19 protein-coding genes and 1 tRNA gene are annotated in these 19214 nt (G+C 57.5%); 14 read left to right on the forward strand and 6 right to left on the reverse strand.

The genetic code is table 11. The features are described 5' to 3' along the window. The first annotated feature begins 142 nt into the window (after positions 1-142). The 4 genes from BK665_RS04230 to BK665_RS04245 all read left to right on the forward strand — a co-directional run bounded on the left by BK665_RS04230 (position 143) and on the right by BK665_RS04245 (position 4107). The gene (locus tag BK665_RS04230) at positions 143-484 is read left to right on the forward strand and encodes a ribonuclease E inhibitor RraB (RefSeq protein ID WP_054048564.1); all 342 of its coding nucleotides are present in this window, start codon (positions 143-145) and stop codon (positions 482-484) included. Positions 485-922: 438 nt separating this feature from the next. Beyond that, positions 923-2332, forward strand: a complete 1410-nt coding sequence (locus BK665_RS04235; protein WP_123403179.1) for a circularly permuted type 2 ATP-grasp protein — start codon at positions 923-925, stop codon at positions 2330-2332. Between the two features lie 12 nt (positions 2333-2344). Further along, positions 2345-3295, forward strand: coding sequence for an alpha-E domain-containing protein (locus tag BK665_RS04240; protein WP_123403181.1), 951 nt, complete (start codon positions 2345-2347; stop codon positions 3293-3295). Further along, a complete protein-coding gene (locus BK665_RS04245; RefSeq protein ID WP_123403183.1) occupies positions 3292-4107 on the forward strand; it encodes a transglutaminase family protein in 816 nt (271 codons plus the stop codon). The genes BK665_RS04240 and BK665_RS04245 overlap by 4 nt, the downstream gene beginning before the upstream one ends. Positions 4108-4220: 113 nt before the next feature. Here BK665_RS04245 and BK665_RS04250 read toward each other — a convergent pair whose 3' ends face one another. After that, positions 4221-5027: a c-type cytochrome gene (locus BK665_RS04250; protein WP_185076425.1), complete on the reverse strand. Its 807-nt coding sequence runs from the start codon at positions 5025-5027 to the stop codon at positions 4221-4223. Between the two features lie 596 nt (positions 5028-5623). Here BK665_RS04250 and BK665_RS04255 point away from each other — a divergent pair. The 3 genes from BK665_RS04255 to BK665_RS04265 all read left to right on the forward strand — a co-directional run bounded on the left by BK665_RS04255 (position 5624) and on the right by BK665_RS04265 (position 9818). Further along, entirely contained in the window at positions 5624-6829 is a 1206-nt protein-coding gene (locus BK665_RS04255; protein ID WP_123403185.1) for an acetyl-CoA C-acetyltransferase, read from the forward strand. Positions 6830-6855: 26 nt separating this feature from the next. Then, the gene (locus tag BK665_RS04260) at positions 6856-9000 is read left to right on the forward strand and encodes a 3-hydroxyacyl-CoA dehydrogenase NAD-binding domain-containing protein (protein ID WP_123403187.1); all 2145 of its coding nucleotides are present in this window, start codon (positions 6856-6858) and stop codon (positions 8998-9000) included. Between the two features lie 95 nt (positions 9001-9095). Next, positions 9096-9818, forward strand: coding sequence for an amidotransferase (locus tag BK665_RS04265; RefSeq protein WP_123403189.1), 723 nt, complete (start codon positions 9096-9098; stop codon positions 9816-9818). 100 nt (positions 9819-9918) lie between these two features. Here BK665_RS04265 and BK665_RS04270 read toward each other — a convergent pair whose 3' ends face one another. The 3 genes from BK665_RS04270 to BK665_RS04280 all read right to left on the reverse strand — a co-directional run bounded on the left by BK665_RS04270 (position 9919) and on the right by BK665_RS04280 (position 12667). Then, the gene (locus BK665_RS04270; RefSeq protein WP_123403191.1) at positions 9919-10890 is read right to left on the reverse strand and encodes a magnesium and cobalt transport protein CorA; all 972 of its coding nucleotides are present in this window, start codon (positions 10888-10890) and stop codon (positions 9919-9921) included. Between the two features lie 147 nt (positions 10891-11037). Continuing rightward, on the reverse strand, positions 11038-11760 hold the full coding sequence (locus tag BK665_RS04275) for a 1-acylglycerol-3-phosphate O-acyltransferase (protein ID WP_123403193.1): 723 nt from the start codon (positions 11758-11760) through the stop codon (positions 11038-11040). A gap of 217 nt (positions 11761-11977) precedes the next feature. Further along, entirely contained in the window at positions 11978-12667 is a 690-nt protein-coding gene (locus tag BK665_RS04280) for a crotonase/enoyl-CoA hydratase family protein (protein WP_123403195.1), read from the reverse strand. Positions 12668-12974: 307 nt separating this feature from the next. Between BK665_RS04280 and BK665_RS04285 the strand changes: the two genes are divergently transcribed. The 3 genes from BK665_RS04285 (at position 12975) to cysC (ending at position 15587) form a co-directional block, all read left to right on the forward strand. Beyond that, a tRNA-Ser gene (locus tag BK665_RS04285) sits at positions 12975-13064 on the forward strand. Positions 13065-13391: 327 nt separating this feature from the next. Next, positions 13392-14885, forward strand: coding sequence for a hypothetical protein (locus tag BK665_RS04290; RefSeq protein WP_123403198.1), 1494 nt, complete (start codon positions 13392-13394; stop codon positions 14883-14885). 111 nt (positions 14886-14996) lie between these two features. After that, positions 14997-15587 (forward strand): adenylyl-sulfate kinase, encoded by a 591-nt coding sequence (cysC, locus tag BK665_RS04295; protein ID WP_123403200.1) that lies wholly within the window; start codon positions 14997-14999, stop codon positions 15585-15587. 259 nt (positions 15588-15846) lie between these two features. Here the strand turns inward: cysC and BK665_RS34415 are convergent, their stop codons facing one another. Both BK665_RS34415 and BK665_RS34725 read right to left on the reverse strand, forming a co-directional pair. After that, positions 15847-16203 (reverse strand): hypothetical protein, encoded by a 357-nt coding sequence (locus BK665_RS34415; RefSeq protein ID WP_185076450.1) that lies wholly within the window; start codon positions 16201-16203, stop codon positions 15847-15849. Between the two features lie 175 nt (positions 16204-16378). Then, positions 16379-17092 carry a hypothetical protein gene (locus tag BK665_RS34725; protein ID WP_259699572.1) on the reverse strand — a complete coding sequence of 238 codons (714 nt, stop codon included), beginning with the start codon at positions 17090-17092 and terminating at the stop codon, positions 16379-16381. A gap of 259 nt (positions 17093-17351) precedes the next feature. Between BK665_RS34725 and BK665_RS04305 the strand changes: the two genes are divergently transcribed. The 4 genes from BK665_RS04305 to BK665_RS04320 all read left to right on the forward strand — a co-directional run bounded on the left by BK665_RS04305 (position 17352) and on the right by BK665_RS04320 (position 19129). Continuing rightward, on the forward strand, positions 17352-17540 hold the full coding sequence (locus BK665_RS04305) for a hypothetical protein (protein ID WP_123403202.1): 189 nt from the start codon (positions 17352-17354) through the stop codon (positions 17538-17540). A gap of 321 nt (positions 17541-17861) precedes the next feature. Next, on the forward strand, positions 17862-18233 hold the full coding sequence (locus BK665_RS04310; RefSeq protein WP_123403204.1) for a bacteriocin: 372 nt from the start codon (positions 17862-17864) through the stop codon (positions 18231-18233). 154 nt (positions 18234-18387) lie between these two features. Continuing rightward, positions 18388-18810, forward strand: a complete 423-nt coding sequence (locus BK665_RS04315; RefSeq protein ID WP_123403206.1) for a hypothetical protein — start codon at positions 18388-18390, stop codon at positions 18808-18810. Between the two features lie 127 nt (positions 18811-18937). Beyond that, positions 18938-19129 carry a hypothetical protein gene (locus tag BK665_RS04320; protein ID WP_123403207.1) on the forward strand — a complete coding sequence of 64 codons (192 nt, stop codon included), beginning with the start codon at positions 18938-18940 and terminating at the stop codon, positions 19127-19129. Positions 19130-19214: the final 85 nt, after the last annotated feature.

A 19214-nucleotide genomic window follows, 5' to 3' on the forward strand; every position in this document is an offset into this window, starting at 1 on the left:
GCGAACGGATCGCTAAGGTCTGGTCTTGTCAGCTACATGCTTAAATCCCGGCGGCAACCTGGTTGCCGTATGGCCTCCACCAATCGGTTGCGGGCCTCGGGAGTACGGAAAGTCTATCCATATGGTGTTAGGAGGACGATTCATGAGCACAGCCTATCAAGAAGACATCAGTACCAGCGTACTGCGCCGCATGAAGGAAGGCGGTTTCGACTTTTCACGGTTCCATCCCATCGAGTTCTACGCGATATTCCCGGACGAGGAGCGGGCACGCAGGGCGGCAGGTCATTTTTGTGGTGAATCCTTGAATGCCCAGATCAGCGTGCGCGACGACGGCGCATGGCATCTGGAACTGAGCAAAGTGATGTACGCCACCTACGACGGCATCGGCGACTTTGAGCAGGACTTCGAGGCCGTGGTCGAACCTCTGGGCGGCATCATCGAAGGATGGGGCGTCAAGCAGGAGGTACGAGGGCTACTCGCATAACATTATGAACAGCGACAACATCCATTAACGGCTGACCTTCGGGTTGGCCGTTTTCGTTTGTGCGGTTCCCCGTCCCCTGTAGGAGCTGTCGAGTGAAACGAGGCTGCGATCTTTTGATCTTCGCTTTTGATTCACAACATTTCAAAACCCAAAAAAAAACCGCCTAAACAGGCGGCCAAAGGGAAGTTCGAGAGGTTTTGCAACGAATGCGCGGATTATCCGCATCAACCCCCGGGCAGTGAAATCAACTCTGACTATGCTGTTGATAGGCGACAACATTGCTTCGCAATGAAGCGGGGGCGATCGGGTTGGGGCGTTTGCCGCACAGCATTGGTGCGGTGCTTTTGGGGCGATTATCCAACTGATTGAAATTTAAGCGTTTATGCCGATGGCACGGGCCTTGCGATGCCTAGATGTCCGGGTGACAAGGAGTACGGCATGATCCGCACCTATTTTGATGAGATGTACGATGCCGGCGGCCTGGTCCGCCCGCATTATCGGGAGTTCGCCCGTTGGCTGGCCGAAACGCCTGACGAGCTTTTGGCACAACGGCGACGCGAGGCCGATCTGTTGTTTCATCGTGCCGGCATAACCTTCACGCTCTATGGCGATGAGCAGGGGACAGAGCGCCTGATTCCCTTCGACACCATCCCCCGCAGCATCCCCGCCAGTGAATGGCGGATCGTCGAACGTGGCTGCATCCAGCGGGTCAAGGCGTTGAACATGTTCCTCGCCGACCTCTATCACGAGCAGCGCATTATCAAGGCCGGCATTATCCCGGCCGAGCAAGTGCTGGCCAACGAGCAATACCAGTTGGCGATGCAAGGCCTGGATCTGCACCGGGATATCTATTCCCACATCTCCGGCGTCGATCTGGTGCGCGACGGCGACGGCACGTACTACGTGCTCGAAGACAACCTGCGTACACCGAGCGGCGTGAGCTACATGCTCGAAGATCGCAAGATGATGATGCGCCTGTTCCCCGAGCTGTTCGCGGCGCAACGCATTGCCCCCATCGACCACTACCCGAACCTGTTGCTCGACACCCTGAAAAGCTCCAGCCCGATCGATAACCCGAGCGTGGTGGTGCTGACCCCTGGGCGTTTCAACAGCGCGTTTTTCGAGCACGCTTTCCTGGCGCGGGAAATGGGCGTGGAACTGGTGGAAGGCGCGGACCTGTTCGTGCGCGATGACAAGGTGTTCATGCGCACCACGGACGGGCCAAAAGCGGTCGACGTGATCTACCGGCGCCTCGACGATGCGTTCCTCGATCCGCTGGCGTTCAACCCGGACTCGATGCTCGGCGTGCCGGGGCTGCTGTCGTCTTATCGCTCCGGCAACGTGGTGCTGGCCAATGCTATCGGCACCGGGGTTGCGGATGACAAGTCGGTGTATCCGTTCGTCACGGACATGATTCGTTTCTACCTCGATGAAGAACCGATCCTGAAAAACGTGCCGACCTGGCAATGCCGCAATCCCTCGGAACTGTCCCACGTCCTGGCCAATCTTCCCGACCTGGTGGTCAAGGAAACCCAGGGCTCCGGCGGTTACGGAATGCTGGTGGGGCCGGCGGCGACGGCAGCGGAAATCGAGTCGTTCCGCGCGCGGATCAAGGCCAAGCCCCACGCGTACATCGCGCAACCGACGTTGTCCCTGTCGACCTGTCCGACCTTTGTCGAAAACGGCATCGCGCCACGCCACATCGACCTGCGTCCGTTTGTATTGTCTGGCCGCGAAACCCGGGTTGTGCCCGGCGGTTTGACCCGTGTTGCTTTGCGTGAAGGCTCCCTGGTGGTGAATTCCTCCCAGGGCGGCGGCACCAAGGACACCTGGGTGGTCGAGGATTGAAGGAAGCCTGCCATGTTAAGTAGAACTGCCTCGGATTTGTATTGGATGTCGCGTTACCTGGAGCGGGCGGAAAACCTCGCACGGATGCTCGACATCAGTTATTCGCTGTCGCTGATGCCGCAGGACGGTCGCGGCGATGGCCTGCACGAACTCGCCATGCCGCTGTTGATCACCGGCACCCTCGACGATTACCTGGAGCGCCATGGCGAGTTGCATGCCGAACGGCTGCTGCATTTCTTCGCCCTGGACGCCGAGAACCCGGCGAGCATCTACAGCTGCCTCGGTTCGGCGCGGGCCAGTGCCCATGCGGTACGTGGGCGAATCACCGCCGACATGTGGGAAAACATCAACGCCACCTGGCTGGAAATTCGCGGGATCGCCGAGCAGGGCTTGAGTCGCTACGGCATGAGCCGGTTTTGCGAGTGGATCAAGGAACGTTCCCACCTGTTTCGCGGTGCGTCCTACGGCACGATCATGCGTAACGATGCGTTCCGGTTTATTCGTCTGGGCACCTTTATCGAGCGCGCCGACAACACCTTGCGCCTGCTCGACGCCCGCTACGAAATGGCCGGTGATCAGGCTGAAGCGGTCAGCGACGGCACGGCGCACGCCTATTACCAGTGGAGTGCGTTGCTGCGGGCGTTGTCCTCGTTCGAGGCCTACACCGAGATTTACCGCGATGCACCTGGCGCCCGGCATGTTGCCGAATTGCTGTTGCTGCGTGCCGACGTGCCGCGTTCGTTGCGCGCCTGCACCGAAGAAATCGACCAGATTCTCGCCCAGTTGCCGGGGGCCAACGGCCGTCCAGCGCAACGCCTGGCGGCAGAAATGGACGCGCGCTTGCGCTACACCGGCATCACCGAAATTCTCGACGAAGGCCTGCACGCCTGGCTGACCGAGTTCATCCCGCTGGTGCGCCAGTTGGGCAACGCCATACACAGTTCCTACCTGGAGGCTGCATGAGACTTTCCATTAGCCACGAGACCACCTATCACTACGAAGATCAGGTGCGGGCGAGCATCCAGTATTTGCGGCTGACCCCTCACGACAGCGAGCGCCAGCACGTGCTCAGTTGGCAACTCGATCTGCCGCGCCCGGTGCGCGCGCAACTCGATCCGTTCGGCAATATCCTGCACGTGCTGACCATGGACGAACCCCACGAAGCGATCATCATTGGTGCCCGTGGCCAGGTCGATATCGATGAGCTGCGCGAAGCCGAGCACGAGAGCCAGTCGGCGTTGCCGTTCCTGCGCTTCACCCGGCTGACCGAACCCGACGAAGCCTTGCGTGGGTTCGCGGAAAAAGAATGCAAAAAACGCCGGGATCGCACCGCGTTGATCGACTTGATGCAAAGCCTGAATCAGTACATGACCTACACGCCGGGCTCCACCGAAGTCGACACCACGGCGGCCAAGGCTTTCGCCGGGCGTTCCGGCGTGTGCCAGGACCACACCCACGCATTCCTCGCCTGCGCCCGTAGCCTGGGGATTCCGGCGCGATATGTGTCGGGGTATTTGTACAGCGAGAACAGCGAACACTTGGCCAGCCATGCCTGGGCCGAAGCCTGGCTCGATGACGCCTGGTACAGTTTTGACGTGACCAACCAATTGGCGCGGCCGGAGCGTCACTTGAAACTGGCGGTGGGTCTGGATTATCTGGACGCCTGCCCGGTGCGCGGAATGCGCCGGGGTGGTGGATGCGAGCAGATGCACGCGAAGGTGTTTGTCTCGCCGACGCCGGTGTTTGCGCCGGTGATCTCCGTCCAGCAGCAGTAATCGGGGATACCACTTCGCGAGCAAGCCCGCTCCCACATTGGATCTGTGAACGACACAAATCCCCTGTAGGAGCGAGGCTTGCCCGCGAAGAGGCCAGCCCAGGCAGCACAGAGCTAAGGCTTAACCTTACGCCCCGCCATATGCTTCAAATACCCCACCAGCAAATCCAGATCCCCCGCCGGCAACACCTGCTCGGAAAACGCTGGCATCTTCGCCTGCGGCCACTGGCGCAAACTCTGCGGATCCCGAATGTAGCGCTTGAGGAAGTCCGCGCCGAAATACTCGGTGGGGTTGTACGGAATGTTCAGGTCCGGTCCGAACTGCGCATCACCCGCGCCATTGAGTCGATGGCAGGCCAGGCAATTCTTCTGGAACAGCGCAAAGCCCTTGTTCACCGGATCGTCTGCCTTCAACGCAGGATCGGGCAGCAGGGCAGGGAAGCGCTCGGCCACCGGCGCCAGGCGTTTGATGCTGGCGACTTCGAACGGCCATTGCTCGGGGCTGATATTGCCGGCCTTGGGGTCGGTCCAGACCAGGTAAAACGGTCCGGCGCCGGGCTTGCCCTCGGACAGCGGCGGCCACGGCTTGGCCGGGTCTTCAATCGCCAGCCAGGCTTGCGCCCCTTTGGCATTGAGCAACGGTCCCGCCGCCAGTTCGGCGGCAAAACCATCCAGTGCCACGGCTTGCAGGTGGTCGTCAGGCTTGATGCCCGTCAACAACGCCGCCAACGGCACCGCTTGATAGCGCATGTCCCGTTTGTAGGAAACGTCGTCGTTGATGGTGATGGTCTGGACCTGAGGATGCTTGAGCAGCTCCTCGGTCTGCCAGGTGCGGCTGTTCGCGCCGAGCTCAAGTTTCAGCTCTGCGGCGTGCAGGGACGTGCCGAACAGCAAGGCCCCGAACAGAATAAATGCTTTCAAGTGATCGCCGTCCGTGTCGTGGAAGTGCCGCAAAGGTTGGCACACCCACGCTGGCCCGGGTAGCGAGCCATTCACATTTTTAATAGGCGATAAAAAACTCTAGAGCTTGAGTCAGCCAATCACCTTGGTCAGGTTCGGCAAAATCAACAACAGCGTAGTGGCGAATAGGATGAGTCCGGCTTGACGTACTTTCGAATGCTTGAACATGGCTGACCGCCTTTTTTGTTATTTCCCGATGCTTGCCTGCATATCTCCATGACGGCAAAGCGCTGAACTTCCTGTAGGACGAGTGCCTCAGCAAAACCCGACGACAACTTCGTACATGTTCACCTTAGAGCCCGCGTCACGCTTGGTTTAGATCCATTTAGTATGGTGCAAACGTAAAAAGCTCTTAAAAAGGCATGAGGCCTATTGCCAGCTTCTTGGGCGCCCGTTTGCTAGACAGCTTCGTCACCTGAATCGGTTAATCCGATAGCCGACTACCGTCCGTCTGAGCGTGACCGTCAACGCCTGTGAGCATTGCGGTCATTGAATCCTTGGCCTCTCGGCTTATGGTGAGAACTCAGCATTTATCACCGCACAGGTTCGAGGACCACATGACCGAAGCTCTGATTTTCGACGCGTTACGCACGCCCCGCGGCAAAGGCAAGGCCGATGGTGCGTTGCACAGCGTCAAACCGGTGAACCTGGTGGCCGGGTTGATGAGGGCGTTGCAGCAACGCACATCCCTGGACACCAGCCAGGTCGATGACGTGGTGCTCGGTTGCGTCACGCCCATCGGCGATCAGGGCTCCGACATTGCCAAAACCGCGACGCAGGTCGCCGATTGGGACGTCAGCGTGGCGGGTGTGCAGATCAATCGCTTCTGCGCCTCGGGGCTGGAGGCGGTGAACCTCGGCGCGATGAAAGTCCGTTCCGGTTTCGAAGACCTGGTGGTGGTCGGTGGCGTTGAGTCGATGTCCCGGGTGCCCATGGGCAGCGACGGCGGTGCCTGGGCCCTGGACCCGGAAACCAACCTGCACAGCCATTTCACCCCCCAAGGCGTCGGTGCTGACCTGATCGCCACGATTGAAGGCTTCAGCCGCGAGGACGTCGACGCCTACGCGCTGTATTCCCAGCAAAAAGCCGCACGGGCCCGGGCCGACGGTTCGTTCAACAAGTCCCTGGTGCCGGTGCAGGATCAGAACGGCATCATCCTGCTCGATCACGATGAGTTCATTCGCGCCGAGTCGACTTTGGAAGGCCTGGGCAAGCTCAAGCCGAGTTTCGAAATGATGGGGCAAATGGGCTTCGACGCCACGGCGCTGCGGGTCTACAGCCATGTGGAGCGAATCAACCACGTGCACACGCCGGGCAATAGCTCCGGGATTGTCGACGGCGCGGCGCTGATGCTGATCGGTTCCGAATCCCGTGGTCGGGCGCTGGGTTTGCAGCCACGGGCGCGAATCGTTGCCACGGCGGTGACCAGTACCGACCCGACCATCATGCTCACCGGCCCGGCGCCGGCCACCCGCAAGGCGTTGGCCAAGGCCGGGTTGCGGGTCGAAGACATCGACCTGTTCGAGGTCAACGAAGCCTTCGCCTCGGTGGTGTTGAAGTTCATCAAGGACATGGCCATCGACCCGGACAAGGTCAACGTCAACGGCGGCTCGATCGCCATGGGTCACCCGTTGGGCGCCACCGGTTGCGCGATCCTCGGCACCCTGCTCGATGAACTGGAAACCCGGCGCTTGCGCTATGGCCTCGCGACCTTGTGTGTCGGCGGCGGCATGGGCATTGCCACCATCATCGAATGCCTCTGAGCCCCCGAATTCAAGGAAACGCCTTCATGACTGAAGCCATTCGTTACGAAAAAGGCCAGGACGGCATCGTCGTCCTGACCATCGATATGCCGGGCCAGAGCGCCAACACCATGAACGGGGTGTACCGCGAGGCCATGGCGGCCCGTGTTGCCCAGTTAGTGGCGGACAAGGAAAACATCGCCGGGGTCATCATCACCTCGGCCAAGAAAACCTTCTTTGCCGGCGGCGACCTTAATGAACTGATCAAGGTCGGCAAACCCGAAGCCAAAGCCTTCTACGACATGGTGCTGACGTTGAAGGGGCAATTGCGCACCCTGGAAACCCTCGGCAAACCGGTGGTCGCCGCCATCAACGGCGCGGCCCTGGGCGGCGGTTGGGAAATCTGCCTGGCTTGCCATCATCGCGTGGCGCTGGACAATCCATCGGTGCAACTCGGCCTGCCGGAAGTGACCCTTGGCCTGTTGCCGGGCGGCGGCGGGGTGGTGCGCATGGTGCGCATGCTGGGCCTGGAAAAAGCCCTGCCGTACCTGCTCGAAGGCAAGAAAGTGCGGCCACAACAGGCATTGCAGGCCGGTTTGATCGATGAGTTGGCGGCGGACCACGAGGAACTGCTGGCCAAGTCACGGGCGTGGGTCCTGGCCAATCCAACCGCTGTGCAGCGCTGGGACGTGAAGGGTTATCAGATTCCGGGCGGTACGCCGTCGAATCCGAAGGTCGCGCAAATGCTGGCCATCGCGCCGTCGATCCTGCGCGCCAAAACCCAGGGCTGCATGCCCGCGCCGGAGAAAATCCTCTGCGCGGCGGTGGAAGGCGCGCAAGTGGATTTCGACACCGCGCACCTGATCGAAACCCGCTACTTCACCGAACTGACCACCGGCCAGGTCTCGAAAAACCTGATCGGCACGTTCTGGTTCCAGCTCAATGAGATCAATGCCGGTGGCTCGCGGCCCCAGGGGTTTGCGCCTTATGTCACGCGCCGGGTCGGTGTGCTGGGGGCGGGGATGATGGGCGCCGGGATCGCTTTCGTCAGCGCCTCGGCCGGGATCGACGTGGTGCTCAAGGACATCAGCCTGGCAGCCGCGGAGAAGGGCAAGGCGCATTCGGCGGCGCTGCTGGATAAAAAAGTATCCCGTGGCCAGTTGAGCGCCGAGCAGCGTGATGCGGTGCTGGCGCGGATCAAAACCACGGAGAACGATGCCGATTTGGCCGGTTGCGACCTAATTATCGAAGCGGTGTTTGAAGATCGCGAGCTGAAAGCCAAAGTCTCGTCGGCGGCACAGAAAGTCGTCGGCCTCGACGCGGTGATCGCCTCCAACACCTCGACCTTGCCCATCAGCGGTCTCGCCACCGCCGTGCCGGACCAGAGCAAATTCATCGGCCTGCATTTCTTCAGCCCCGTGGAAAAAATGCCGTTGGTGGAAATCATCAAAGGCGCGAACACCAGCGCCGAAACCCTGGCCCGTGGTTTCGATTTCGTCCTGCAAATCAAGAAGACCCCGATTGTGGTCAATGACAGTCGCGGCTTCTTCACTTCCCGGGTGTTTGGCACCTTCACCAACGAAGGCATCGCCATGCTCGGCGAAGGCGTGAGCGCGCCGATGATCGAGACCGAAGCGCGCAAGGCCGGGATGCCGATCGGTCCTCTGGCCATTTCCGACGAAGTTTCCCTCAGCCTGATGAGCCACATCCGTCAGCAAACGGCCAAAGACCTACAAGCAGAAGGGAAGCCGCTGATAGAACACCCGGCGTTCGCCGTGATTGACTTGTTGCTTAACGAATACAAGCGGTCCGGCAAGGCGGCAGGAGGCGGTTTTTACGATTACCCGGCGGGCGGCCAGAAACATCTGTGGCCGGAGCTGAAAACCCGTTTCGAGAAGGCTGACGGGCAGATCTCGGCGAAGGATGTGCGTGATCGGCTGCTGTTCGTGCAAGCCATCGAAACCGTGCGCTGTGTGGAGGAGGGCGTGCTGACCTCGACGGCGGACGCCAACGTCGGCTCGATCTTCGGCATCGGCTTTGCGGCCTGGACTGGCGGCGCGCTGCAATTCATCAACCAATACGGCGTGAAGGATTTCGTCGCCCGCGCCCAGTACCTGGCCGAGCAATATGGCGAACGCTTTACCCCGCCGGCGCTGTTGCTGGAGAAAGCGGCCAAAGGGGAGGCGTTCTAAGGGACCGATGACGCACTTCGGGGCTTGCCTTGCCACCACGTTTCAAGGCAGGCTCTGGGGTGTGCATTATTCCCATCACGTGTCAGGTATTTTTTATGTCGTTACGCATCTGCATTCTGGAAACCGACATCCTGCGTCCAGAACTGGTCGATCAATATCAGGGTTACGGGCAGATGTTCCAGCGTCTGTTTTCGCAACAACCCATCGAAGCCGAGTTCACCGTCTACAACGTGATGCAGGGCGATTATCCCAGCGATGAACTGACCTTCGACGCGTACCTGATCACCGGCAGCAAAGCCGATTCCTTCGGCACTGACCCATGGATCGAAACCCTCAGAACCTACCTGCTGAACCGCTACGAACGCGGCGACAAACTACTGGGCGTGTGCTTCGGCCATCAGTTGTTGGCGTTGCTGCTGGGCGGCAAGAGCGAGCGTGCGACCCAAGGCTGGGGCGTGGGCATCCACAATTACAAACTCGCTGCCAAGGCACCGTGGATGAGCCCGGTACGGGAAGAACTGACGTTGCTGATCAGTCACCAGGATCAGGTCACCGCACTGCCGGAAAACGCCACGGTGATCGCTTCGAGTGACTTCTGCCCGTTCGCCGCGTACCACATCAACGATCAGGTGCTGTGCTTCCAGGGCCACCCTGAATTCATTCACGACTACTCACGGGCGCTGCTGGAGATTCGTCAGGAAGCGCTGGGTGAGCAGGTGTATTCCAAAGGTGTGGCGAGCCTTGAGCATGAGCATCACGGCACCACTGTTGCGGAATGGATGATGCGGTTTGTGGCGCATAAGCCTCAGACTGTTTAAAGGCTAAAAGCTTCGCGGGCAAGGCTCGCTCCTACAGGGGATCGCTGACTCCTGTAGGAGCGAGGCTTGCCCGCGAATGTCACACACGACGCGGTTTTGACTACAACCACCCCGACCTTTTGAAACTCGCCCACAACCCCACACACCCCACCGCAATAAACCCCAACACCGCGAAATACCCGTAATGCCAACTCAACTCCGGCATGTTCTGGAAGTTCATCCCATAGATCCCGGCCACCGCCGTCGGGAATGCCAGAATCGCCGCCCATGCCGCAAACTTGCGTTGCACCACGCTCTGGCGTGATGCCTCCAGCAACACCCCCACCTCAATGGTCTGACTGGCAATGTCCGCCAGGGTTGTCAGGTCTTCCATCTGCCGCGTCACGTGAATCTGCACATCGCGGAAGTAGGGGCGCATGTTCTTGTCGATAAACGGGAAGCTCAGCTTCTGCAGTTCTTCACCGATCTCCACCATCGGCGCCGCGTACCGGCGCAAGCGCAGCACGTCGCGGCGCAGGCTGTGGAGTTTCTGGATGTCGTATTCATTCAGCGCACTGCACAGCACGTTGCGTTCCAGTTCATCGATCTCGGCGTGGATCGCTTCGCCCACCGGTTGGTAGTTTTCGATAACGAAATCGAGGATGGCATAGAGTACGAAATCTTCCCCGTGCTCCAGCAAAATAGGACGCGCCTCACAACGCTGGCGGACATGGGCGTAGGACGCCGAGTGACCGTTGCGGGCGGTGATGATGTAGCCCTTGCCGGCAAAAATGTGAGTCTCGATGAACTCCAGCTTGCCTTCATGGCGGATCGGCGAATACGTGACGATAAACAGCGCATCGCCGAAGGTTTCCAGCTTCGGTCGGCTGTGCTTTTCCAGGGCGTCTTCGATGGCCAGTTCATGCAGATTGAACTGGCGTTGCAGGTTGGTCAGCTCCTGGGCGTTGGGCTCTTCGAGGCCGATCCACACAAAGTGACCGGTCTTGGCCGCCCAGGCAGCGCCTTCATCGAGCGTGATATTGGTGATTTTTTTACCGGCGCTATAAACCGCAGCAGCAACAACTCTACCCATGATGGTGGTTCACTTCTTATTGATTCAATGGCAGTGGCAGGCAGTGTCCAGCTTAGCCTTCTGCTTGTAGAGATTCAGTGAAATCTGTGGAGTTCACGGACAAGCGTTTCACGGGCAAAAGAAAACCCGCACAGGGCGGGTTTCTTTTCAGGCGGCTTGCAGTTGCCGATCCATCGAGGCGATGCACTCGCGCATCTGTTCGCGGCACTGGGCGATCAGCAGCGGCATGTCGTCCATGCTCAACCCGGCGGTAGGAATCGCCGGCAGCGAACGAATCAGAATTTTCCCACTGCGCCAGCGGTTCAATCGCATGTGTTTGACGTAACTGCTGACACACACCGGCACGATCGGCACCCCGGCGGCAATCGCCATCTGGAACGCGCCTTTCTTGAACGGCAGCAAGTCTTCACCGAGGTTGCGCGTGCCTTCCGGGAACACCCAGATTGACGTGTCTTCATGCTGCAAAGTGTGGGTGGTGGTGAGCATCGACTGGCGCGCCTTGTGCGCATTGCCCCGGTCGATCAACACATTGCCCGCCAGCCAGAACAACTGACCGAACAGCGGCACCCACTTCAGGCTCTTCTTGCCGATGCACACGGTACGGCGGGGCACCACGTTGCCGAACACAAACAGATCGTAGTTGGACTGGTGATTGGCGATGATCACGCAGCTGTTCGGTTTGTCCATCAACGGACCGACATCGGTCTTTACCCGCAATCGCAAAATACACATCGCCGGCCAGGCATAGAGGCGGGCGCACAAACGGCTGTTGTCCGGGTTGAACGGCCGGCACAGGCCCAGGATCACCCCCAGCACACCGGCCAGAATAAAGTGCAGGCCCATCAATAACATACGAAACACAAACAGCATTTACAGGCCCCACCGGGACAAAAGGTGGCGCAGTGTACGGATGTGCACTGTTTTCGGCAATTGCCGCTATAGAGGTGGGAGATAGGCGATGTTTTAGCGCATGTTTCCGACCTGTGGGTCAGACGCGGCCTAGAGCGGTTGCTGACTTTTCAACAGCGCATATACGAAAAAGCCCGACACGACGGTCGGGCTTTTCGTTGCGGCAGGCGACCTGGGCTTAACCCAAATGCTCCTGATCCTGGATGATCGCGTTGTCCAGCGTCTCCAGCAGTGCCTTGCGCACTTTCAGCTTGGTGTTCTTGTGGGCGGTCATGTTGATCTTCTTCAACTGACGCGCCGCCGCCAGTGCAGTGTTTTGCAGCTCTTCGGCCGACACCACGACATCGAGGAAACCGGCGGCGATCGCGCTCTGCGGGTTGAACATCTCGCCATTGATCACCGAGCGATGGAACGCCGCGTTGCTCAGGCGATCACGGGCCAGCTCAATCCCGGCGTGGTGCATGGTCATGCCAATCTGCACTTCGTTCAGGCCAATGCTGAACGCGCCATCGACACCAATGCGGTAATCCGCCGACAACAACAGGAACGCACCCTTGGCCACCGCATGCCCAGGGCACGCCACGATTACCGGGAACGGGTGCGACAACAGGCGACGGGCCAGGGTCGAACCTGCGGTCACCAGTGCCACGGCTTCTTTAGGGCCCGCCGTCATCACCTTCAGATCATAACCACCCGACAAAATCCCAGGCGTACCGGTAATGATCACCACTGCACGATCAGTCACCGCCTGATCCAGCGCAGCGTTAAACGCCGCAATCACGTCCGGGGAAATGGCGTTGACCTTGCCATTGCTCAACGTCAGGGTCGCGATACCGTCTTCGAGGTGGTAGGAAATCAACTCACTCATGACGCTATTCCTTGTATGAAAGTTGAAGCAGACGTTACCCACCGCCGTCAGCCAGGTAAAGCGCCGTGACTGACCCGCCGGTCACCCTTTCCTCGCCCGCCAGGCGTAGCCGGCTGCACCCGCCGTGCATTCCCCTCTATATAGAAGAGGGCGCGACGCCGGAGATTGGCAGGTTTGCCATGCCCCGGAACCCGCCGCAGCGCCTGAATCGCTAACCGCATGAAAATTCTGAAAAAATATTTGCCATCGGAAAAGCTTTCGACTACATTAGCGCGCCTCGACAGACAGAACTTGTTTGAAGAGATACGGTGAAGTGTCCGAGTGGCTTAAGGAGCACGCCTGGAAAGTGTGTATACAAGAAATTGTATCGAGAGTTCGAATCTCTCCTTCACCGCCAAATTCGATGTAACCAGAACCCCTGATTTCGAGAGAAGTCAGGGGTTTTGTGGTTTTATGCTTTGGAAATTTTGCCTCGCCTCTTTGTTATCTGTATGCGACGTCGTTAATACGTAAAACACTACGTGCAAATGCCGATGGTTCTTGAATAGAAGAATCGGTGTTCAGTTTTGTGTATCAAGGTCGATACCCGATAGGATTTATCTGATGGTGTGGACCATTCGACAATATGAATTATTGTTTTATTGAACCGATTAGTTAAAATTGGCGGCTATTGTGGACCTGCGCAATCTGAAGGCATTCCCGGGTCGAAATAGGTGTCGTGGAGATGAGTATATTGGATCCAGTATTTGCTATTGTTGCTACAGCCGAGTATTTGCTTCTGGTTGATTTGTCTTCCAAAAGAGTCATCCCACTGGAAAGCGAACGCCCAGAATATTACGGCGTCTCTTGGTTTCCAGGTGGCAACGAACTCGTATTGTCCCACTCGGGTATTGATAACAACAAGCTCATGGATATTCACTCCTACGCCAATTCTGAGCTCGGTTGGCTTTCCCACGGCCAGTACCGTAGTGATTCTTTCTTATCCGCGCCCCATCAAATTATCTGTGCCTCTGATGGTCGGGTGGTCAGCACCAATACTGGCAGAAATGCCATCACCGCCCTGGATCTGAATAAGCCGGGTCATTTTCAAGAGAAAAAACTGTCAGAAGCGCGTTGGGACCGTTTGTCTGTTCAAGAGATAAAAGGTGATCACCTTAATTCTTTGTTTGAAAAAGATGGCCATTTATATGTAGTAGCTCATGGTCATCATAATGGCTCATTGCTTGCTGTTCTTACATACCCGGAGCTGGAACTTGTCAGTCTGGAACCCATTGAGGGAAGAACGGGACTGCACAATATCTGGGTGTCGGATGAGGGGCAGAAGATCGCCTGTCATAGCAATATAGGTGCGCTGATCGATGTGGATTCGAACCGTATCGTTTGGGAGGCGGGAAGCCCGATCTTTACACGAGGGTTGGCTGTAACCACCGATTTTATGGTGGTGGGTGAAAGCCAGATGACAGGACGTAACTTGCGCCGCAGCTCAATGAGCGGTCTGTGGATCCTGGAACGCGATAGCTACAAGCCTTTGGATTACTTTTGCCTCGGGCCTTATGGCGCGGTGAACGAAGTTCGTTTGTTGAATGTAAGCGATTTGGCACACCATGGTCATATTTTTCCTTTCGTGTCAGAGCTTATAGAAGATAGCTTGTTTGACCGTAAGTCTGAAGAACGGTTGACTACTTGCCAGCGTTTAATTAACGCTCAAAGTGACTGGGCCGATATGGAGCTCATTTATGGCGGTCCAAAGCAACTTGCGGACGGTGGAAAAGAGGCTCAGCCTGACACGCTTTGTTTAATTAAACAGCTTAAGGGTTCCGATCAGACTGAAAAGTGCCTGGAATTCAGTTATACCCTGGACAGTACGTCATCCGATGCTCATGTCGGGGTTGTGACTTATCAGGGCAGTGGCGGTGATACGGATATGCATGCCTTGTTGATCAAGCCTTTCAATGCCATTGAGGCGGGTTTGGTATTCTGGACCAATAATGGTGTTGAGTGGGCTCAAGATCCAAGCGTTAATATCCCGGGCTTGCCGTACTCTGGTGTTATTCGAGTGGTGGCCGACGAAAGAAGCCTGGAGTTTTACGTTGACTCAAAACTGGTGCTCAGCTTGAGTGCCGAAAGACTTCCTTTCTTGAAGGGTGCATTAGGTGTTCGATGGATCGGTTCCACCATTAGACGGATCGCCAAAGACGTTGAGGCTGTTCAAGTTTAACTAGTTTCGAAGCCTGATAAGAGCGATAGCGTATAACAAAAATACGCTCTAACAATGCTGGGCATGTAAAACGCGAACTCGAAGTGATGTTTAGGCATGAAAAAAACAAAAATGGATGTCAAGGATGATGTGGTATGGCATTCAACTCGAGTGACCCAAACCGAACGTGATCAGCTGTGCTTGCAGGAGCCAATGACCATTTGGCTCACTGGTTTGAGCGGTGCAGGCAAATCAACACTTGCGTTTGCCCTGGAAAAAATCTTCGTCGAAAGTGGTCGATCTGCGTTTGTGCTGGATGGCGATAATCTGCGACACGGTTTATGTAAAGATCTCGGTTTTTCCACTGAGGACCGTTCTGAAAATATACGGCGCATCGCAGAAGTTGCGCGTTTAATGAACGAGGCGGGGGTGATGGTGATGGTTGCCTGTATCTCTCCTTGCAGTGAACAACGCGAGCAGGCCAGATCTATCCTCGGCGAGGAACGTTTTCTGGAAGTCTATTTGAGTACACCGCTGAGCGTTTGCGAAAGCCTCGACCCGAAGGGTTTATACCGTAAAGCCAGGGCGGGCCTGATTCCCGATTTCACGGGCGTTAGTGCACCTTATGAAGTGCCCGTTGCGCCCGCGTTGATTTTAGATGCCAGTGAGAAGACCGTAGCCGAGTGCCTGGGAGAGATACTCTCCAAGGTCGCGGTAAAGTGAGGTTTTTGGTTATCGGATAACCGGCAATTGTCTGATAGTTTGAGGGGGACGGATTTATTTTAGGATTCGAATACAGTCGGCATTCAACAGGCATCCACAATTCTTACGACGCTCTCGGGTATGCGCACAAAGTTCTGCAACGGATTATGCAGAATGTGAGCGTCGCCACAGGTTATCAAGTGGGTGCTGTCAGGGAAGCGGTCGATGGCGCTTTGAATTTTGCGGCCAATGTTCGGATTGCCAGTGATGCGTGCGTTCATCACCGCCAGCGGTAGTTGCGCACCATAACTTCGTACTGGGTTTCAACGGCCAAGTTGCGCGGTATAGCGCCAGTTAGCCGGCGTTTGCTGTACTCGCGATACTGCCACGATATATTTTGCCCGTTGAAAAGTTCGGGAGGATTGGCCAACTCCCACAAAAGCGGATGGGCTTTAACGATGGCGCGGTCCAGCTCTTCCTCCCTTTCATGTGTGGCTGCCGAGGGCTCGTAATTACCATGCGCTTGCAGTTCATTGCATGACTCGAGCGCTGGCGCCAGCGCGCCAAAAACAGTCAGTTCCCAGCCGAATACCCGCTGCCGGTCAACCAATCCCCTCAGACGTTCCGGGCAAATCACTGCCTACCTGGATATCGTCAGCGCCGAATCAGTTCAGGGCGGTGGTGGGGCTTGATTTCGAGATCAGCATGCCAGCGGGCAAGGGCGGGATGGTGGTGGTGTTTGTGACGGGGACGGCGGTCAAGTTGAGATGAGACGGCCCGTGGCGGTTAGCGCACGGGCGTCGTCAGGCTGATCAGACGGTATGCGGTGCGCGCTCGCCCTTGGTGTAGACCTGGTTGAAAAAATAGTTGCTCATGTTCATGTTTCCCGACTTTTGATAGGTAAACAGTTGGCCGAGATCGATGGTTTTTTCGAAGTTGTCTTTGTTCAGAACAAAGCCGCCCGTGCCCAGGTACTCCGTGTCCTCCTTCACAAAATCGAACGAACTTTTAGCGTATTCGTTGGCGGCATCTTTCAACGCGCCGGACTGATTCATGAAGTCGGAAAGACGGGAGAGGTCCTCGGCGCTGATCGAGCCGGAGAGGGACGTAGCCTTGAGTTGGCCTTGCGGATCGACGGTAAAACCGAAGTCTTTTTCCTCAAGTGCCGGGTCGATGTTTTTCAGATCGTCCAGAAACTGCATGTAGGTAGTCTTGAGGTTGTCATGGGCTGCCATCAGGCGGTCATGGGCGGCCGGAAAGTCTTTGGTGGGCTCGGTGCGGCCGATATAGGTAATGACAGCGACCAGGGGAGTTCCTGGCTCGGTGGGCTGTGACGGCGACGGATTGCTCGGGTGATAGATGACGCTAGAGTTCGGCGGCATGCCTGCCGGGTTTTTCATGTCGATAGCGCCGGAGTCGATCATCTCCTTTATTTTTTCGCCACCTGCTTTACCGGCCGCGATCTGCTCGGGGGTGAGCGTGATGGGCGTGGTGTTGATCAGTGACGGCATTCCCTTGATGTCCATGTTCTCTCCCTGAGTTTTTTGCGTAGGAGTAAGGGCAGCGGCTTGTAGCTGAAAATCTTTAGGGGCTGGGACGCGGGATGTGTTTCTGTTTGTTGCACGGCCAGTGTGCAGGAAGCAGGCATCGGCCATTCGTCGGCCCCAGCAGGACCTGAACCGCAAGTCCAGTAATGACCAGCTAGTCTCAAAAGCCTTGGTGGTCGATATTTTTCAGGCAAATAGGGCTTGCCGGTATCGACCCTGTTTTGAAAGGGGCGAAAAGATGGCTGATCCGTATATCGAAGACGATGGGGCTGAGTTTCCAATCAACAATTGCGTGCAGTGTGGCCAGACCGAATATGTGGCTGGCTTTGGCGAGGATCAGGTCAAGACTGGCAAGATCAAATCGACGGCACCTCGGGCCACCAGGTCGAAATTCCTGCCCAAAGTGGCAGCACCTTCCCGGAAGTAACCGGCAACAGCGCAGACCCCGCCATTGAGCGGGGTTTTTCATTTTTGCTGGGTCGAAATAAAGAAATGCCCTACGGACGATTCGTGATTTTCTTTCACAAACTTTTCACAAGGACCTACGTAGTCTCAGCTCATCCGTTAGAAAGTAGTACTCCAGCCCGTTTCCCCAGCGGGCTTTTTTTTGCCTGTCATAAAACCTTTTCCATAAACGCTGTCCAACCGTCGCCCATAGCGTGGTTGAGCCGGAATGTGTCTGGACTTTGCCTTCACTAAAGCATTCAATCTCCGCCTTTTCGTTCCCCCTATTGTTGAGGTTTTCGTCATGCGTTTAACACTGCCCGCCCTGGTTCTGGGGCTTTTGGTTACTCAAGGTGCGATGGCTGCCGGTCAAGGCACTGCCGCGCTCGGTGGTGGTCTGGGTGGCGCGCTGGGTAATGTGCTCGGCCAGAAAATGGGCGGCAGCACCGGCGCAGCAGTTGGTGCTGGCGTAGCCGGCGCGGCGGGCAGTGCGATTGCCGCTCCGAAAGGCAGCCGTACCAAAGCGGCTATCGGCGGTGGTGTGGGCGCGGCGGGCGGTTCGGTGATCGGCAACAGCCTCGGCGGCAAGACCGGTGCAACCATCGGCGCCGGCCTGGGCGGCGCGGCGGGCGGCGCGGTAGGTACAAACCTATCGAAAGGCCACAAGCGCCACTGATCCAGAGGGTCAGCTCAAAAGCCCGGTGTGATGCCGGGCTTTTTCGTTTCGGAACGAAATCCCCCGCAAAGGCATCCAACCTCGTATAACTAACCACGCGTTCCGTCTGCGACGCGAGTCTGGTCCCTAATGCGGAAATCTTGAGGTTCATATCATGCGTTTGACATTGTCCACGTTGGTTTTGGGACTTCTCGTCGCCCAGGGCGCCATGGCGGCCGGCGATGGCACGTCAGCAGTCGGGGGTGGGTTGGGCGGAGCGCTGGGTAACGTAGTCGGCCAGCAAATGGGCGGCAGCACCGGCGCGGCCATCGGCGCCGGGGTTGGCGGTGCGGCCGGCAGCGCGGTCGGTGCACCCAAGGGCAGTCGCACGGCAGCGGCCGTTGGTGGTGGTGTGGGCGCGGCGGGTGGCTCGGTAGTCGGCCATAGTTTGGGCGGCTCGACCGGTTCGACCATTGGCGCGGGCCTGGGTGGTGCGGCGGGTGGTGCGGTCGGCAACAATCTGGGTAGCGACGGTGGCAGCTCTCACTCTGGCGGTGGCCATAAACACAAGAATAAACACAGAAACAAACATCGCTGATTCAAATCAAGCAACAGCAGAACCCGGCCCAGTGCCGGGTTTTTCGTTTCTGTGGGTAGGGCTCTGGAACGATTGGTTGTAGGACGCCTCGAACTTCATACACTCCCTGAAATATGTGAGGCGCGCCATGACGCTTGAAACCGAAGACAAGGACAAAGATAAGGAAGAGGACTCCAGCGGCGTGCCGTATTTGAACGATCCGGGTAATGAAGACCCGGGGTCGTTGATGGACGACGCGACAGTACCGCTCAACGACTCCGATGATGCCGGGGATGTGGGCAATACGGAGTATGAAGAGGAAGACTCGGACGAAGATTGACCGATCGTCCCTTGGATAGAACGCCTGCATAGCCCCACTTTCGAAATATCAGGGCCTGCTTTTCAGGCCCTTCGAGAGGTGCTTG

Source organism: Pseudomonas frederiksbergensis (genome assembly GCF_003732665.1).
Classification (GTDB): Bacteria; Pseudomonadota; Gammaproteobacteria; order Pseudomonadales; family Pseudomonadaceae; genus Aquipseudomonas; species Aquipseudomonas frederiksbergensis_G.

Excerpts from the sequence above, each read along its gene's own strand:
- BK665_RS04230 (WP_054048564.1), top strand. The coding sequence starts at position 143 with ATGAGCACAGCCTATCAAGAAGACATCAGTACCAGCGTACTGCGCCGC.
- BK665_RS04235 (WP_123403179.1), top strand. The coding sequence starts at position 923 with ATGATCCGCACCTATTTTGATGAGATGTACGATGCCGGCGGCCTGGTC.
- BK665_RS04240 (WP_123403181.1), top strand. The coding sequence starts at position 2,345 with ATGTTAAGTAGAACTGCCTCGGATTTGTATTGGATGTCGCGTTACCTG.
- BK665_RS04245 (WP_123403183.1), top strand. The coding sequence starts at position 3,292 with ATGAGACTTTCCATTAGCCACGAGACCACCTATCACTACGAAGATCAG.
- BK665_RS04255 (WP_123403185.1), top strand. The coding sequence starts at position 5,624 with ATGACCGAAGCTCTGATTTTCGACGCGTTACGCACGCCCCGCGGCAAA.
- BK665_RS04260 (WP_123403187.1), top strand. The coding sequence starts at position 6,856 with ATGACTGAAGCCATTCGTTACGAAAAAGGCCAGGACGGCATCGTCGTC.
- BK665_RS04265 (WP_123403189.1), top strand. The coding sequence starts at position 9,096 with ATGTCGTTACGCATCTGCATTCTGGAAACCGACATCCTGCGTCCAGAA.
- BK665_RS04270 (WP_123403191.1), bottom strand. The coding sequence starts at position 10,890 with ATGGGTAGAGTTGTTGCTGCTGCGGTTTATAGCGCCGGTAAAAAAATC.
- BK665_RS04275 (WP_123403193.1), bottom strand. The coding sequence starts at position 11,760 with ATGCTGTTTGTGTTTCGTATGTTATTGATGGGCCTGCACTTTATTCTG.
- BK665_RS04280 (WP_123403195.1), bottom strand. The coding sequence starts at position 12,667 with ATGAGTGAGTTGATTTCCTACCACCTCGAAGACGGTATCGCGACCCTG.
- BK665_RS04290 (WP_123403198.1), top strand. The coding sequence starts at position 13,392 with ATGAGTATATTGGATCCAGTATTTGCTATTGTTGCTACAGCCGAGTAT.
- cysC (WP_123403200.1), top strand. The coding sequence starts at position 14,997 with ATGGATGTCAAGGATGATGTGGTATGGCATTCAACTCGAGTGACCCAA.
- BK665_RS34725 (WP_259699572.1), bottom strand. The coding sequence starts at position 17,092 with ATGGACATCAAGGGAATGCCGTCACTGATCAACACCACGCCCATCACG.
- BK665_RS04305 (WP_123403202.1), top strand. The coding sequence starts at position 17,352 with ATGGCTGATCCGTATATCGAAGACGATGGGGCTGAGTTTCCAATCAAC.
- BK665_RS04310 (WP_123403204.1), top strand. The coding sequence starts at position 17,862 with ATGCGTTTAACACTGCCCGCCCTGGTTCTGGGGCTTTTGGTTACTCAA.
- BK665_RS04315 (WP_123403206.1), top strand. The coding sequence starts at position 18,388 with ATGCGTTTGACATTGTCCACGTTGGTTTTGGGACTTCTCGTCGCCCAG.
- BK665_RS04320 (WP_123403207.1), top strand. The coding sequence starts at position 18,938 with ATGACGCTTGAAACCGAAGACAAGGACAAAGATAAGGAAGAGGACTCC.